The sequence below is a fragment of the Mesorhizobium sp. B2-5-11 genome (assembly GCF_006440835.1).
Taxonomy (GTDB): Bacteria; Pseudomonadota; Alphaproteobacteria; order Rhizobiales; family Rhizobiaceae; genus Mesorhizobium.
This window is the reverse complement of the sequence record NZ_VFUK01000009.1, coordinates 132410-147984: the sequence shown is the minus strand read 5'-3', so window position 1 is coordinate 147984 and position 15575 is coordinate 132410. Positions and strand designations below refer to the sequence as shown.

The following is a 15575-nucleotide window of genomic DNA, read 5'->3' as shown; positions in this document are numbered from 1 at the left end:
GCAGTGTCCGGGAGATCGTCATGACCAAGCCTACCGTAATCATCAGCGGCGCCGGCATCGGCATTGGCCGCGCCACGGCCCTCGCTTTCGCCAGGGTTGGCTACAGAATCTGCGTGACCGACATTCTCGAGACCGAAGGCAAGCAGGTGGCCGAAGAGATCAAGGCGGGCGGCGGGGATGCTTATTTCCGCAAACTCGATGTGACCAGATCGGATCAGGTCGACGACGTCGTGGGGGAAATCGACAAGCAGTATGGCGGCGTGGACGTCGTGGTGGCCAATGCGGGTATCGCCCACAAGGTGCCGCTGGCGCAGATGAGCGATGCCAAGTGGGACATCACAGTCGACATTGACCTAAAAGGCGTGTTCCGGATGGCACGCGCTGCCACGCCGCGCATGCGAGAGCGTCGCAAAGGCGCCATCGTGGCGGTATCGTCGATTTCAGGCATGAGCTATGGCTGGGCCGAGCATGTCCATTATTCCGCCGCCAAAGCCGGCGTTCTGGGTTTGGTGCGAGGCTTGGCCGCCGAGTTGGGCGGCGACGGGATCCGGGTCAACGGCGTCGCGCCCGGTTTCATCCGCACGGCACAATCCCTCTCCGAGGAGCACTCGATGGGTGAAGCGCGGCTGGTGGCTCAGGCTCCTTCCATTCCATTGCGTCGCATCGGCGAACCCGACGAGGTGGCGGATGTAATCCTGTTTCTGGCTTCCGACGCAGCGCGATACGTGACGGGCCAGACTTTGCTGGTAGACGGCGGGCTGACGATCAAACAAGGCTAAACATCATCATGCGTCTGCTTGCTTGTGCAACTGGTCGTCCTTTGTGCCAAGCCAAGGCGCCCCACGTTGCATCCGCTTGGCGGCGGCGTGGTGGAGGTCTATACGTATCGGCCCACTGGTGGTGCGACTGGGTTGACGGCGAGTCACCCTATGAAGCTGATCAATCCAAGTGCGTTCCAAGCCCTTAGGACCGTCGCATGCCGCTGAGCCCTCGCGAACGAATAGACTACCAGGCCATCGTCGATAGACAGCCGCTGAAATTGCCTGACGGCGTCAGGATGCCGGTGTGGCTGATCGTCAATGTCGAACATTGGGACGCGAGGCGGCCGATGCCGCGCACCGTCTTGCCGCCGCCGATGGGCATGCCGATGCTACCCGATATTCCGAATTGGTCGTGGCACGAATACGGCATGCGGGTCGGCTTCTGGCGCATCCACGAGAGCCTGACATCCCGAACAATTGTTCCGACGTTGGCCATCAATGGATCAGTGTGCGAGGTCTATCCCAGGATCGCGCATGCCGCGCACGACGCCGGATGGGAACTGATGGGTCACGGTTGGCTCCAAGGGCCGATGCACAACCTCGAAGACCAGCGCGTTGCAATTCGGCGCACAATCGGCGCGCTGTCCAAGATTTCCGGTAAGCCGCCGGTGGGATGGGAAAGCCCAGGGCTTACGGAGACCTCGGACACGGCCGACATCCTCGCTGAAGAAGGAATTCGGTACGTCGCCGATTGGGTAATGGACGACCTGCCTTGCGAACTGAAGACGACGGCCGGCCGGCTGGTGACACTCCCCTATACGGTGGAGATTAACGATGTCGCAATAATGGCTGTGGCGCAGCACTCGTCGGCGGAACTGCTCGAGCGCGGCAAGCGCCAGTTCGACCGGCTGTATCGGGAGAGCGCGACCTCGCCCCGGATCATGTCCATCAGCGTCCATCCTTATCTTAGCGGTGTTCCGCATCGGATTGGCTATCTGGAGGAATTGCTGGATTATATCTCCTCTCATCGCGACGTGGCATTCTGGACGGGCGAGCAGATCTATAATTGGTACACTTTTGCGCGGCTCCCCGCAGGGTCGGTAGAGCTGTCTGGCACGGCTATGGGTTGAAAAAAGCAAACGCTCGTCTCCACCGAAGCGCAGCATTCTCGTCGATCGGGCTGTTCGGAATGCTATTGCGGAACTGGCGGGCCCGTGGCAGCTTGGGCGAGGCGTATCCGCGCTTTGGTGAGCGCGAATTTCCGTCCGCCTTTGCGGCCGCGTGCTCTGGCGGTAGGAAGACCAGCTGGCGCATTCACGGGTCAGGTCGCGCTCCAACTCGCCAGCGTGGTGAAGACGCAAAACCACCATACGGCCGCTGCGGTCGTGGTGCGATCTACGCACTTTTCCGGCTGGTCAGGCAGGGTTCTTTACCGTATTGGCCAGGTAGGCAAGCGATCGCCCGAGGCAATCCAGCTTATAGTTCCTTAGTGCCTTGTTTTAGACGAACACGGCGAACAGACCTCAGCTACGGTATATTCCCTCGTACGCGATCCTGATCAACGAGGATATTCCTCAGTCCAAGCGACAGGGCGGCTTTCGGGTCGCACTTTTTTCTGGCGACGACTTCACGGCCGAGTTGAAGCCGTCCAACTCCTCGCCGATCTCGACAAGGGCCTTTCTGACTGTCTCCTCAACTTCCTGTCGTTTCTTCGGCGGCATCAGGCTCAGCCCCTTCAGCATCGCCTCGCGCCAGTGCTGCCCCCTGCCCCACGCTTCCGCGAGCGCTGTTGCAAGGTCGTCCTGGCGACGGGTGGCCTCCAGTGCCTCGATAAGGAGGCTGGCCTGATAGACGTCCTTTTCGCGCTTGGCGACGCCGTTTGCATCTGATTGCCTGCGAGAGGCGACGATGAGCTTGTGAACTGCATAGCGTTCCGGCGACGGCACGGTTACAGGCACCCCTGACCGATGCAGCATCACGGTCCGGATGGGCTCGTGGATGAGGAAATCAAGGAAACGCAAGGGCTGCGCCGAAGCTCTGCCCAGTGCTGGCATCGGAGTGGCATGGTCGGTGTAGTGATCGGATCCCCGGTTCGGCGTGAGGAATTCGACCTTGTATCTCGTTGCATTCTCGAATTGCGTCGCGTGTGCGGGATCCGATCTGTGCGGGATCTCCCTGAAGGTCGGGTCAATCTCTCTCAAGATTTCCAAGATCGGCGGCCGGCTGTCGTCGACTGACGAGGAGATCGAGTAGTGCTGCGCGAAATCGGCATCGCCGGTTTGCAATGAGGCACCGGGCAATCTCACGCCGAGATGTCCCGCATACGTCTGGAAGGCAACCGTACCGACGAGCACGCCTCTCAGGCGGAAGATTCCTGCTGCTCCCATTGCTCCAACGACATCGCCAGTGAACCGGTCCGGTGCAGTCAGCCCTGCTTGGCGAGTCAGCGTGGAGACGAGTTTCCGTCGCCCGCGGAGGTCTTCCTTGATCTCTTGGAAGGCTGCAACGCGTTTCGCGATCTCGGGATCATCGGACGGGCCGACATACTTCCGCGTCTTCTTGGGTTGGGTCTCCTCAAAATACCAATAATCCCGCCCCTTCACCGGAACCCGAACGAAATTTCCCGCCGTTGAGAAGTCGGTTTCGAACGATGCACCAAGGCAGCGCTGAACGAGTTCCGCATACATCGTGCGATAAACGAGATCGACCGTCTTCATGCGCCGGCTCCGTTATAAGAAAAATGAGTTTCTCTTATAACAGGATGAACTCAAGCGACGCAAGCGGTGGTTATAAGACAGTTGCAGAAATCTTATAACGCCGCCGCATCATCCAGGGTTCACGCAGACCCGTCATGCCACACATGGCGATCGATGCGCCCGGCTTTGGCCAATGCTACCGCCAACGATGCTGGAGCCGCGCCGATCAATCAGGCACCGCGTGACCGCCGCTGATCATGTGAACCATTTTGATGCCGTTTAGGATGATCGCGGCTGATCCCGGTGATTTGAAGCCGAGCATTGACCCGATGCGGCGCTTGATGCGCCGATGGTCCTGTTCGATCCGGTTACTCAGGTATTTACTCTTGCGGGTCCGGATCGGCTTCAGCCGACGCCGGGAACGATACTGCAAGCGATTTGAGTTGTCACAGGAAACGACAGCCTCCAGGGTGGGCTGGTGCTGCCAGCACCAGGTCGGCAAGCCACCAGGCCAAAAGCTCGGGGTCGGGCCGAATCGCGGCGACGCGGGCGGCGATTGCCGTTGCAGCGAACGGCACCGGCCGCTGCGATCCCGCCAGTTTTTCGATCTCCGTGCAAAGGTCGGCGAGCGCCGCGCGGTGGCAATGGAGCCCGAGCTGGTCGACGATCTTTTCGAGTCGGTCGGCGCTGCCAGCGGGCGGCTGCACGGACAGCTGCCGCCAGGCGCCAAGAACCGCGCCGGCGGGGCCGGGATCGGCGCCGGCCGGGCGCAGGTACCAGGGGTCGCGCAGGGCGTCCTCGGCGCGGCCGGCGAGCCGCATGCTGCCGGCCGCGCTTCCTATCGCGGTGAGCTCGGCTCCGGCCTGTCTGACAAGTCCGTCAAGCCCGGCTCCGCCGTTAAGTCTAAGGCGAGGCCGCGTGAACGAACACGATCTCAAAGCGCCTGTTGCGCTTTGTGAACGATGCCCTTTTCGAACCGGGAAAGAGCAAAGGCGGAAAGATTGATCGAGGGGCTGCCCTGTGTGACCCATTCGCCGAGTTGTTTGCCGATGGAAGGTCCAAGCGCAAAGCCGTGGCCGCTGAAGCCGGCCGCCACGAAGAGTTCGAGCTCTGGCTTGGGCCGATCGATGATTGGAATGACGTCGGGCGTGATATCCAGCCTGCCGGCCCAGGCGTTCTGCAGTTCGATCGTATTCAGATGCGGAAAGATCTGCCGGAAGCCAGCAAGGTTGGCCATCACCTTGCGCATATTGGGCTTCGGCTCCGGCAGCGCCTGCACGGCATTGCGGCGGCTGAAGCGCGCGGCTAATTGATGACGGAAATCGGCTCCGATGCTGAGGTGCAGTTGACGCCAGTTGTTGCGATAGGCGGGTATGAAATGGCGCATGCAGCGAAATGAGTCGACGGTGATTTCGTAATCGACTCCCATGCCGCGATAGCCGTTACCGATAATGAAATCGCCGCCCATAGAGGGGCGGAATGCAACGCGGGGACCCCACATCGCGATGCGGGTGAAGGGTGCTGCCTTCCGGGTGCGGCCGACGGAGGATTTGACGATCTGGATAGGCAGGTGCAGGCCGGCCGAAGCGGCCAGCACCGGTGCGCCGATGCCGTTTGCCAAAACGACGGTTTTTGCTTCGAAGATCCCGTTAGACGCCAGGAGCCTCGGTCTGTCCTGCCTGTCGAGGTCGAGCCGGAAAACCGGTGTATCTTCCAGGATAGTGACTCCGGCTTCGCGTGCCGCAGCCGCGATGGTCCGGGTCGAAAGAGCCGGATCGGCATGGGCGTCGTCGGCGGTGAAAAGTCCGCCGCGCCATTGCCCAGCCAATTCGGGGATTGTCTGACGAACGTCCGCGGCATCCAGCAGGCGCGTCGAAAGGCCGAAGCTGCGCGCAATATCGTGGCCGCTGCGGATCCGATCCTCATCGGCAGCGGTTTCCGCGGGGACCAGGATTCCGCTGCGGGTGAACTGCGTCGCCTGTGTGCCGTATCTCGAGGTCAAGTCCGCCCACAGTTCCAAGGCTTCGACCGCGAGCGGCAGCTCGGCTTCATGCCGTCCTTGCCGGCGGATGAAACCCCAGGCACGGCTGGATTGTTCGGAAGCGATCTTGCCGCGCTCGAAGATTGTTACCGACCTCCCTTTGCGGGCTAGGGAAAGAGCGGTCGAGCAGCCGACAATTCCTCCACCGACAATGGCCACGTCCGTTTGAAAGGTGCCCATCTATGTTCCTTGCCCGATCCTTCGCCGCGACAATAACAGGAGAAGGCAGCCGCGCGTGGCATAGGGCTATGCCGGATCGGCATAGATGCGCGCCCGGCTTCAATTGCGGTGGAAGATATCGTCGATCTGACGCAGGACATCGCGGCGCGATGCCTTGAGGCTGGAAATGAATTCGCGCGCGACGCGCGAGGGGGAACGGTGTGTCGGATAAAGCATGCCGAGACGCAGGCTGACCGCGGGCTCGAAGGGAATGGAGCGCACTCCCGGATGCTCGCGAAAATCGAACGCCGTGAAGGGGTCGATCAATCCGATTCCCAGCCCCTTGGCCACCATGTTGGCGATGGTGCTAAAAAGCTGGGCTTCAAGGACAATGCGGCGCTTAACGCCGTAGCGGTCGAAAATCTGGTCGGCGAGTTGCCTCCCCAGATGATTGTGGGTGATGGAGATATAGCGTTCGTCGCGTAAATCTTCCGGCGTCAGCCGTGCCTTCTGCGCCAGCCGATGATGGCTTGGAACCGCCATCAGATAATGCGCGGAGCAGAATTCCTCGATTTCGATGCCGGAGCGGTCGAAGGGATATTCGGCGATGCCGACATCCACAAGCTGGCTGGCGACGAGTTCTTCTATGCGCGGCGACATCTGGATACGCAGCGAAATGCGGCTCTCCGGCCGGCTTGCCGTGAAGCGGGCGATCGCCGAAGGCATGAAGTCCATTGCCAGCATCGGCAGCGACGCCGCCGAGACCATCCCGGAATTGGCGACCTGCATTTCGCGGGCGATCTCGCGGATTTTGTCGATCGACACGAAGGCACGAAGAACCTCCTCATGCAGCAGGAGGGCTTCCGGCGTGGGATTGAGGTGCCCGCCGGACCGGTCGAACAGGGTCACTGACAAAGATGTTTCCAATTGACCCAGAAGCCGGCTTACGGCCGGCTGGGAAACGCCGAGAAGCTCCGCGGCCCCGATGGTGGTCTTTGCAGTCATCGTTGCCTTGAAGGCTTCGAGTTGCCTGATGTTCAAGCCGCCTCTCCTTTGCAGCCTATAACGGAACTGCATAGCGTCCATAATTCCCCTTATTTGACAATGGGATCGGCGCGAAGTCCGATTGATGAGGCGGTGACCAATCGCCGGACCGCGACATTTGTCGCCAATAATTGCAATGGGAGGATTGGGCAATGGATTTATGGGTGAAGTTCACGTCGATCGCCGTCGTGGCTGGCGCGGTCCTTGCGGGAGTTGCCGCAAAGGCGGACGCGGCCAATGATCGCTTCAAGGAAGTCCTTGAACGCGGCACGCTGCGGGTCGGAGTGCAGGGTGCCTATCCGCCCTGGTCCTATCGTGACCCCGATGGCAGGCTCGTCGGGATCGAGCCTGATCTCGCTGCGGATGTCGCCGAAAAGCTGGGCGTCAAGCTGGAACTGGTTCAGATCGAATCCGCCAACCGCATGCAACTCCTGCAGCAGGGAAGGATCGACCTCATCCTCGGGGCGATGTCCGACCTGCCGGAGCGACGCAAGGTCGTCGGGATGGTGCAGCCAGCCTATTGGGTATCGGGCGCCAATGTCATGGCCAAGGCCGGACTGATCAAGAGTTGGGAGGATCTCAGCGGCAAGCCGCTTTGCGCCAAGCAAGGCCTTTTCTACAATACCGTGATCGCTCAGGCCTATGACGCCAAGATCATTTCCTTTTCCGGCAATACGGAAACCAAACAGGCCCTGCGCAGCGGCAAATGCGCAGCGTGGCTGTCGGACGATACGGCGATCCAGCAGTCGTTGAGAACCGAAGGCTGGGATGGTTACGAAATGCCCCTGAAATCCCGTTATCACAGCTATTGGGCGGCAGGCGTTCCACTGGAGGAGCGCGACGGCATCTGGGGAAAATTCATGACCGGCATGAGCCATGGCTGGCATGCCTCCGGCAAGCTCATCGAACTTGCCGAGAAATGGAAAGTGGTCGCGGATCCGTGGTTCGAAGCCGAACACGAAAAGCTGCTTGAGGCTGACAACACGAAAATGGACAGCCAGTAGTCTCAACGCGACAGGCGCGCCGCCAGGCCGGTTGGCGGTCGACAGACAGCCTTTGTCGAGCCGCCGGCCGGAGACGGAAAAGCTCCATTTTGAGACCGGTGGACGCGGTCCTCCGGTCGATTTTTTTCAACTCTTGGTTCGATCGGCCCGGCGCGGGCGCCTGCGCCAAGCGGATCCATAGTTGCAAACAAGCAGGGATATCATGCGCCTTTCACTCGATGAACTTTCCGGATCAGTCTTCGACGTCGCCATCGTTGGTGCCGGCATCAACGGCGCCGAAACAGCGCGTTGCCTCAGTGCTGCCGGCTATTCGGTGCTGCTCGTCGACAAGAGTGATTTCGCCGCCGGCGCCAGCGGACGGTCTTCGCGGCTCCTTCATTGTGGTCTGCGTTATCTCGCGCCCGGAAAATCCGTCTGGGAATTCGTGCGCCAGCCGCAGCGCTTCCTGACCGCGTGCCGGATGGCCCGGGCGGCGATGCAGTCACGGGCGCAATTCGTCCGCGACACGCCCGACCGTATACGCTCCATGAGGTTCTGCTTTCCCGTCTACCGTGGAGGCCCTTATAGCGGGTGGCAGATCGATGCGGCGTTCCGCATCCTGAAATCCCTGGGCGGCCGCGAGGTGCCGCTGAATTACCGCCGGTTATCGGGCGCAGAAGTCGCGCAGATGCCGCTTCTCCAGCATCTGCGCGACAAGCAGGCGCTCCAGTCGGTCGCCATGTTCGACGAATACCAGTTCGACTGGCCCGAACGGGTGGTGGTGGATGCGGTGCTGGAAGCGCAGCGTCTGGGTGCGTCGGTACGCAACTATACCGAAGTCACCCATGCGGCGCAGCAGGGCGATCTGTGGCAGCTGGAGCTCGGCGATACGCTGGATGCTGCCGCCCGGCCCGTTCACGTCGTCGCGCGCAGTGTTTTCAACATGGGCGGGATATGGATCGACCGCATTAATGCGCGCGTCGAGGCTGGGCGGATCGGTCGTCGCATCACCGGCACCAAGGGCGTGCATATCGTGGTCCGCCTGCCGCCCGAATGCAGCCGTTTCGGCATCGCAACGCTCAACCGGCTGAATGAGGGGCTGTACTGTATCCCGTGGCGTGGCCTGCATTATTTCGGACCGACCGAAACGTTGTATGACGGCGATCCCGACGACATCCATCCGACCGAGGAGGATTTCGAGTTCCTGCTCGGCGAAGCCAATCATCTCCTGCCGACGCTCGATATCAGGCGGTCCGACATTCTCTATGGCTGGGCGGGCGTGCGGCCGCTCACTTACGATCCGGCGCAGCCCATGGGCGCACGTTCGCGGCAACTGCATGACTTCGGTCCTGAAGGAGCGCCCAACCTGTTCGCCATGACGGCAGGGCCGATCATGAGCCATCGCTCGGCAGGGCAGCTCGCATTGACGGCACTGGGCAAGGGACTGGCACCGTCACGGCCGAGCCAGCAGCCGGATTTCGCTTCCAGGAGCGTTCCGCGCGAAACCGGGAACAGCTCACGCGAGGACAAGCTTTCGATCATGCAACGGGGCGTGGAGAGCGAGCATGCCGAGACCATCGACGATCTGCTGGTACGCCGCAGCGGCCTCGTCTGGAACGACGACCCGCTTGGCGAAGACGTGGACCTGGCAGCCGAGGTGCTTGCCAAGGCGCGCTCATGGTCGGCGCAGAGGAAGCGGCAGGAGGCTGCTTCCGCCCGGGAGGCTATCGCCCATCGGCTGCACATTGATCCGCCCGCTTGACCCAATATCGGGCCCACCTGCCACCAGAGGCAGTGTTTCATGCCCTCTTTGCAGGACAGTCCGCGCCTTGAAGCCGTCAAAGATAATGACAGCCTGCTGATGGATAGATGCTACACAGCCGGTACGCGATCGCGGGAATCGCGATTACGGGACGAATGGCTTTGCAGGGAGTCCGGGGAAGACCGGTGCGCCATGACAAGTACGTTGAACCTTCTGCACTACTCGGCATTTCGCGCCGTCATGCTCACCGGCACCGTCAGCGGCGCGGCCGAATTGCTGGGGCGCAGCCAGCCGGCCGTCAGCCGGCTTCTCGACAAGCTGGAATACGAGCTTGGCGTTTCGCTTTTCGAGCGCCGCAGGGGCCTGATCACGCCGACCACCGTGGCACACCTGTTACTCGACGAGATCGAGCGAGCCTATGTCTCGCTGGACGCGTTGAGCAGCTTCGCAGCACGGTTGGCAAGCGGGGAAGGCGGCGAGATCAGCCTTGCGGTCATGCCGGCGCTGGGCATCAATTTCGTGCCGCATCTGCTGGCCGATTTCAGGAAGAACTGGCCGAAGACCAAGGTCACGCTGAACGTGCGCATGTCCGTCAAGATCGAGGAATGGGCGGCCGCGCAGCAGATTGATTTCGGACTGGCGGAAACACCGTTCAAGCGCTCCGGGTTCCGGACCGAAGTCTTCAGTGACGCGCCCTATATCGCGGCTGTTCCGCGCGATCATCCGCTCGCCGGGCGCAGCCGGCTCGGCCCGGCCGACCTGCGCCAGGGGCCATTCATTTCCTGGACTTCCTTCGTCTCGGCACGGCATCTCCTCGATCAGGCGCTGCTGTCCAGTAGCGTCAAGGTGGATGCCGCCTATGAGACGACCTTTTCGGTGTCGGCCTATGAAATGGTCAAGCACGGGATCGGTATTGCGATCATCGATCCCTACACCGCGGTCGAGCAGTTGGACGACCGGGTCAGGCTGATCCCCTTCGCGCCGAAGATCCCGTTTAACGTTGCCCTGCTGCGCCCGGAGTCGCGCGGGCCCAACCCCGCCGCCGATGCCCTGCTGGAGCTGATGGCGCAAAAGCGCGATCGGATCCTGAGACAATTGCCGGACCAGGACGATATGCACACTACGCATATCAATCGCCGATAATTCTATTTTGAACATTTCGGTATCAGCGCTTTATTGGCGTGATCGACCGTCCAGGAAAACAGGCCGCCAATGTCGCCTAGAATTATCGAGATGCAGGGCCGGGACTACGATGTCGTCGTGGTCGGCGCCGGCATCAACGGTTCGAGCGCGGCGCGAGAACTGGCCGCAGCGGGTTACAGCGTCCTCCTGGTCGACAGGAGCGATTTCGCCGCCGGCGCCTCCAGCCGATCCTCGCGCATCCTGCATTGCGGCCTTCGATATTTCGAAACGCCCAACCCGATCCGCACCTTTGCGTTTCATCCGCAGCGCTTCGCCGCGGCCTTGCGCATGGCGCGGGCGGGGATGGAAGCGCGAACCGAACTTGTCGGGCGGAGCCCGCAACGGTGCAAGCCCTTCACCATGTGCTTTCCGATTTATCCGGAGAGCCCCGTCCGCGGCTGGCATTTGGATCTCGGTTTCCGCATCCTGCGCCGTCTCGGGCCACCGGAACCGGCGCTCGCCTATCGTCGGCTGAAGAGTGATTTCGAAACCCACCTGCCATTCGCAAACGACATGCGGGACCCCGAAAGTCTGCGGTCGATTGCCACCTACCGTGAATACATCATGGACTGGCCGGACAGGCTGTGCGTGGATGCCGCCCTCGACGCCGAGCGAAACGGCGCCGAAATACGCCTGTTCTGCGAAGCTTCCGTTATACGTAGGAAGCCGGAAGGCTGGCTCGTCGAACTGCGCGACGGTAAGGGGGAAGCGGCCGAGGTTCGCGCGTCCGTCGTGCTGAACATGGCCGGCACCTGGGTGGACGCGGTGAACGCCAATCCCGTCGCCGGCAAGCCAGCGCCCTGCCTTGTTCGCGGCACCAAGGGCGCTCATATCGCGGTCAGGCTGCCGGATTCCTATCGCGGCTACGGCATCGCCACGATCAACCGCAGCGGTATGCCGTTCTATTGTCTGCCTTCGCATGACGACTGCTTTTATTTCGGGCCGACGGAGACGCCTTTCGACGGCGACGCCGCCGGTGCCGCAGCCACCAACGAAGACATCGATTTCCTGCTTGCGGAAGCCAGTCACATGCTTCCCGGCCTGCGGCTCGGCCGCCGCCACGTCGAATTCACCTGGGCCGGCGTGCGGCCGCTCACCTTCGATGCAGCCGAGCCGATGGGGCGGCGCACGCGTCAGATCCACGATCTCGCATCTGCCGGCAGGCCGGGTATCTTCGCGATGACGGCAGGGCCGGTCATGAGCCATCTGAGCGCAGGGCGCGAGATGCTGCGGATCGTCGAGAAGCAACTGAAGCCGACGCGCAAGTCCGTGGCGAGGCGGATCCCGGAGACAGGCGACAGCGGTGCGGAGTTCGCAATTTCGAGGCCGCTTTCGCAAGGCAGGCGCGCCGCTTTCCGCACAGCGGTTTCGGTCGAGCATGCCCGCGACCTGAAAGGTATTCTCTATACGAGGACAGGCCTCGCCTGGCGCCGCCATCTCGACCGCGCCGAGGTTGAGGAGGCTGCCGATGCCATTGCCGATCTGGTCGGCTGGGCGCCGGAGCGGACCGTCAGTGAAATCGACGGGTTCATCCGATACCAGAAGACGGCGTTCCGCGCCGCATCGGACCTTCCAATTCAGCCGACAACACACAAAATGGGAGATGTAGAAGCATGAAAATCGGATCAGCACTGAAAACCATCGCCGCCCTTGCAGTCACGCTGGCCGCAAGTGCGATCCTTCCCGCCAGCAGCGCGCAGGCGGCCGAATCGCATCTGCAGCAGATTCTGGAACGAGGCGCCGTGCGTGTCGGCGTTCTCGGCGCGTTCAAGCCCTGGTCCTTCCCATCGCCGGATGGTTCGATGCAAGGCATCGAGGTGGACCTCGCCCAGTCGGTAGCCGATGCGCTCGGCGTCAAGCTTGAGCCGGTCGTGGTCACGTCCGCCAACCGCATGCAGTTCCTGCAGCAGGGCAAGATCGACGTCATCATCGGCGGCATGTACGACACCACTGAGCGGCGCAAGGCGGTCGGCATCATCGAGCCGGCCTATTGGACGTCCGGTCCGACCCTGCTGGCCAAGGAGGGTGTCATCAAGGACTGGAAGGACATCGCCGACAAGCCGGTCTGCGCCAAGCAGGGCGTCTACTACAACAAGCTGGTGGAGACGGAATATCACGCCAAGGTCGTCGCCTTCACCGGAAACACGGAGGGTAAGGAAGCCTTGCGCTCCGGCAAGTGCATCGCCTGGGTCTATGACGATGCGAGCATTATGGCCGACCTCGCTTCGGGCGAGTGGAAGGGTTATGAGATGCCTGTTTCCGTTCTCTTCGACAATCCCTGGGCGGCCGCGGTGCCCGTGGCGGAAGTGGACAAGGCCTTGGGCGTGTTCATGGCAGGCATGGCCTATCGCTGGCAAGCGTCCGGAAAGCTGGTCGAGCTTGAAAAGAAATGGAAGGTGAAGCCGTCGCAGTGGATCGCCGAGCAGCACAAGAAGGCTGAGTGGGACACGAGCTACCTGAAGGGCGGCAACTGAGCCGATGCTCTGCGAAACGCTGATCGATGACCGGCTGCCGGAGCTAAAATGTTCCAGTTGATCGCGCCCTTCTTCCAGGATCTCTACGACCGCACGGGCCTCAATTTCATCGTCTTCTACGACAGCTATGAATATGGGCGCTTCCTGTCCGGCATCAGCATATCGCTACAGCTGATCTTCTGGTCGATCGTCGTGTCGCTGGTGATCGGCGTCTTGGGGGCCTGGGCGCAAAGCGCCCGGTCTCCCGTCCTGCGGGTGCTGATGGATGCCTATATCCAGGCATTCCGCAACACGCCGCCGATGATCCAGCTCCTGTTCTTCTATTTCGCTCTCGGCGCCTTCACGCCGCAGGTCGATGTTGGCGGCTATTACCAGCCGCTGATCTCGTCCTTCGCCTGGGCGATCATCTCGCTCGGCATTTTCGGCGGCGCCTTCAATGTCGAGATCTTCCGCGCCGGCTTGGAGGCGGTGCCGGGATCGACGAAGGAAGCAGCCGAGAGCCTGTGCATGAGCAAGTGGCAGATATACCTGTATGTCACCCTACCGCTGGCCTTCCGCATCAGCCTGCCGGCCCTCACCAACAATCTCGTCAGTCTCGCCAAGACGACATCGCTCGCCTACGTCATTTCCGTCCCGGAGATGACCTATACGCTGAACCAGGTGTGGTCGGACAATGTGAACGTGCCGGAGATGATGTTGCTCCTGTTCCTGTTCTATGTGCTCGTCGTCTCGCTCCTGGCCGCCGGGCTCCATTTCATCGAGCACAGGCTGACCCTGCCGGGATACGGCCAATGAGCGGCGCGGCTTTCCGTATCGAAAGGGGCCGCTTCGCAGAAGAAAGCTTCTGCTCGCGCATCCATTGGCGGCACGGGCTGTGGCTGGTGCTCGCCTTCTTCGGCTCGCTTGCCTTCGCCTATGCCCAATCGGACCCCCAGCAGCAGGCCCCGTCGGCCATCGCCACGCTGATCCTGTGGCTGCCTTTCATTCTCAAGGGTTTCGCTCTCAATCTCCTGATGAGCTTCATCGCCATGGCGGTCGCAACCCTTCTGGGGATCGGGCTGGGATTGCTGCGGGTCAGCCGCTCGAAGCTGTTGCGAACGCCCGCATGGTTCGTGACGCATCTGTTCCGCAATTCGCCGTGGCTGGTGATCCTGTTCACGGTCATGCTGCTGGTGCCGTTCGAGATGCGCCTGCCCGGCGCCGGAACGGTGGCGATACCGGACTGGATCAAGGCCACCTTCGCCTTTTCGCTACCGGTGATGGCCAATATCAGCGAGGTGCTGCGCGGCGCCATCAACTCCATCCCGAAGGGTCAGTGGGAATCGGCGGAGAGCCTTGCCTTCACGCGTGGCCAGACCTTGCGCTGGATCATCCTGCCGCAATGCGTCAGGCGCGCCATTCCGCCATGGATGAACTGGTACGCATTGCTGGCGCTGGCGACGCCGATGGCCTCGATCCTCGGTGTGCACGAGGCGGTCGGCAATGCCCAGGCCGCCATGGAAGCGGCGGGCGCGCGGCCGGAATTCCTCATTCCGTTCTATCTTTTTCTTTTGTGCCTGTTCTTCGCCTACATCTATCCGATCGCAATCTGGACGCGGAAGCTCGAGCGAAAATATGTCGTTGCAAGTTAAATCGAATACCGACGAAGCAAAGCTGAAATCAGGCTGGTCGCCGGACATGCCGATCATATCGCTGCGCGACGTGCACAAGTCCTTCGGCGCCCTGGAGGTGCTGAAGGGGATCAGCTTCGATGTCCGCAAAGGCGAGGTGATCTGCGTCATCGGCCCGTCCGGCTCGGGTAAATCGACGCTGATCCGCTGCATCAACGGGCTCAGTCCTGTCCAGAAGGGCTCGATCAAGGTCGAAGGGCAGGAGGTGAACGACACCAAGCTCGATCTTCTCGCGCTGCGCAAGAAAGTCGGCATCGTGTTCCAGCAATATAATCTCTTCCCGCACAAGACGGCCCTGCAGAACGTCATGATGGCGCCGGTCCTGGTGCTGAAGGAGCCGAAGAGGGAAGTCGAGGAGCGGGCCCGCGCGCTGATCGCCAAAGTCCGCCTGCAGGGCAAGGAAAACGCCTATCCGGGAGAACTGTCGGGTGGCCAGCAGCAGCGCGTCGCCATTGCGCGCAGCCTGGCCATGCGCCCCGACATCATGCTGTTCGACGAAGTCACGGCGGCGCTAGATCCCGAGACGGTGAAGGAGGTGCTGCTCACGATCAGGGAACTGGCGGCAGAGGGCATGACCTGCATCCTCGTCACCCATGAGATGGGATTCGCCCGCGAGGTGGCGGACCACATCTATTTCACCGACCGGGGCGTGATCGTGGAGCACGGCCCACCGGACGAGTTTTTCACCAAGGCGAAGGATCCCAGGACGAGGCAGTTCCTGAGTCAGGTTCTTTAGGGCCGCAGGCCCTCGGACTAGGAGTTTAGGCCCAAGACCCTTGGGCCTCGGAAATTGAACCAACAGG

The 15575-nt window shown here is 61.6% G+C and carries 14 protein-coding genes and 1 pseudogene; 10 read left to right on the top strand and 5 right to left on the bottom strand.

Translation table 11 applies throughout. The features are described from left to right. Positions 1-20 precede the first annotated feature (20 nt). Together FJ490_RS25230 and FJ490_RS25225 are read left to right on the top strand one after the other, a co-directional pair. Positions 21-779: an SDR family NAD(P)-dependent oxidoreductase gene (locus tag FJ490_RS25230; RefSeq protein WP_140523255.1), complete on the top strand. Its 759-nt coding sequence runs from the start codon at positions 21-23 to the stop codon at positions 777-779. Positions 780-976: 197 nt separating this feature from the next. Beyond that, entirely contained in the window at positions 977-1891 is a 915-nt protein-coding gene (locus tag FJ490_RS25225) for a polysaccharide deacetylase family protein (protein ID WP_140523252.1), read from the top strand. Between the two features lie 444 nt (positions 1892-2335). Here the strand turns inward: FJ490_RS25225 and FJ490_RS25220 are convergent, their stop codons facing one another. The 5 genes and pseudogenes from FJ490_RS25220 to FJ490_RS25200 all read right to left on the bottom strand — a co-directional run bounded on the left by FJ490_RS25220 (position 2336) and on the right by FJ490_RS25200 (position 6698). After that, a complete protein-coding gene (locus FJ490_RS25220; protein ID WP_140523249.1) occupies positions 2336-3478 on the bottom strand; it encodes a GSU2403 family nucleotidyltransferase fold protein in 1143 nt (380 codons plus the stop codon). 205 nt (positions 3479-3683) lie between these two features. Next, positions 3684-3923: pseudogene (locus tag FJ490_RS25215) on the bottom strand (DDE-type integrase/transposase/recombinase); the annotation flags it as partial. Continuing rightward, complete coding sequence (locus tag FJ490_RS33575; protein WP_140523247.1) at positions 3904-4488, bottom strand: DUF1403 family protein; 585 nt, start codon at positions 4486-4488, stop codon at positions 3904-3906. The pseudogene FJ490_RS25215 and the gene FJ490_RS33575, both read right to left, overlap by 20 nt. Further along, positions 4392-5678, bottom strand: coding sequence for an FAD-dependent oxidoreductase (locus tag FJ490_RS25205; protein ID WP_140523245.1), 1287 nt, complete (start codon positions 5676-5678; stop codon positions 4392-4394). The genes FJ490_RS33575 and FJ490_RS25205 overlap by 97 nt, the downstream gene beginning before the upstream one ends. A 99-nt stretch (positions 5679-5777) precedes the next feature. Next, positions 5778-6698, bottom strand: coding sequence for a LysR substrate-binding domain-containing protein (locus FJ490_RS25200; protein WP_181165427.1), 921 nt, complete (start codon positions 6696-6698; stop codon positions 5778-5780). A 155-nt stretch (positions 6699-6853) separates the two neighbouring features. On the opposite strand from FJ490_RS25200, the gene FJ490_RS25195 reads away from it, so the two are divergent. The 8 genes from FJ490_RS25195 to FJ490_RS25160 all read left to right on the top strand — a co-directional run bounded on the left by FJ490_RS25195 (position 6854) and on the right by FJ490_RS25160 (position 15508). Next, the gene (locus FJ490_RS25195; RefSeq protein WP_140523240.1) at positions 6854-7705 is read left to right on the top strand and encodes a transporter substrate-binding domain-containing protein; all 852 of its coding nucleotides are present in this window, start codon (positions 6854-6856) and stop codon (positions 7703-7705) included. A 202-nt stretch (positions 7706-7907) separates the two neighbouring features. Continuing rightward, positions 7908-9446 (top strand): FAD-dependent oxidoreductase, encoded by a 1539-nt coding sequence (locus FJ490_RS25190; RefSeq protein WP_140523237.1) that lies wholly within the window; start codon positions 7908-7910, stop codon positions 9444-9446. Positions 9447-9494: 48 nt separating this feature from the next. Beyond that, a complete protein-coding gene (locus FJ490_RS25185; RefSeq protein WP_224684691.1) occupies positions 9495-10589 on the top strand; it encodes a LysR substrate-binding domain-containing protein in 1095 nt (364 codons plus the stop codon). Positions 10590-10658: 69 nt separating this feature from the next. Beyond that, entirely contained in the window at positions 10659-12245 is a 1587-nt protein-coding gene (locus FJ490_RS25180; RefSeq protein ID WP_140729076.1) for an FAD-dependent oxidoreductase, read from the top strand. Further along, positions 12242-13102: a transporter substrate-binding domain-containing protein gene (locus FJ490_RS25175; RefSeq protein WP_140523232.1), complete on the top strand. Its 861-nt coding sequence runs from the start codon at positions 12242-12244 to the stop codon at positions 13100-13102. Before FJ490_RS25180 ends, FJ490_RS25175 begins: the two co-directional genes overlap by 4 nt. Before the next feature lie 48 nt (positions 13103-13150). Continuing rightward, on the top strand, positions 13151-13897 hold the full coding sequence (locus tag FJ490_RS25170) for an amino acid ABC transporter permease (RefSeq protein WP_140499588.1): 747 nt from the start codon (positions 13151-13153) through the stop codon (positions 13895-13897). Further along, positions 13894-14733 (top strand): ABC transporter permease subunit, encoded by an 840-nt coding sequence (locus FJ490_RS25165; protein ID WP_140523229.1) that lies wholly within the window; start codon positions 13894-13896, stop codon positions 14731-14733. The genes FJ490_RS25170 and FJ490_RS25165 overlap by 4 nt, the downstream gene beginning before the upstream one ends. Beyond that, positions 14717-15508 carry an amino acid ABC transporter ATP-binding protein gene (locus FJ490_RS25160; protein WP_281405127.1) on the top strand — a complete coding sequence of 264 codons (792 nt, stop codon included), beginning with the start codon at positions 14717-14719 and terminating at the stop codon, positions 15506-15508. Before FJ490_RS25165 ends, FJ490_RS25160 begins: the two co-directional genes overlap by 17 nt. Positions 15509-15575 lie beyond the last annotated feature (67 nt).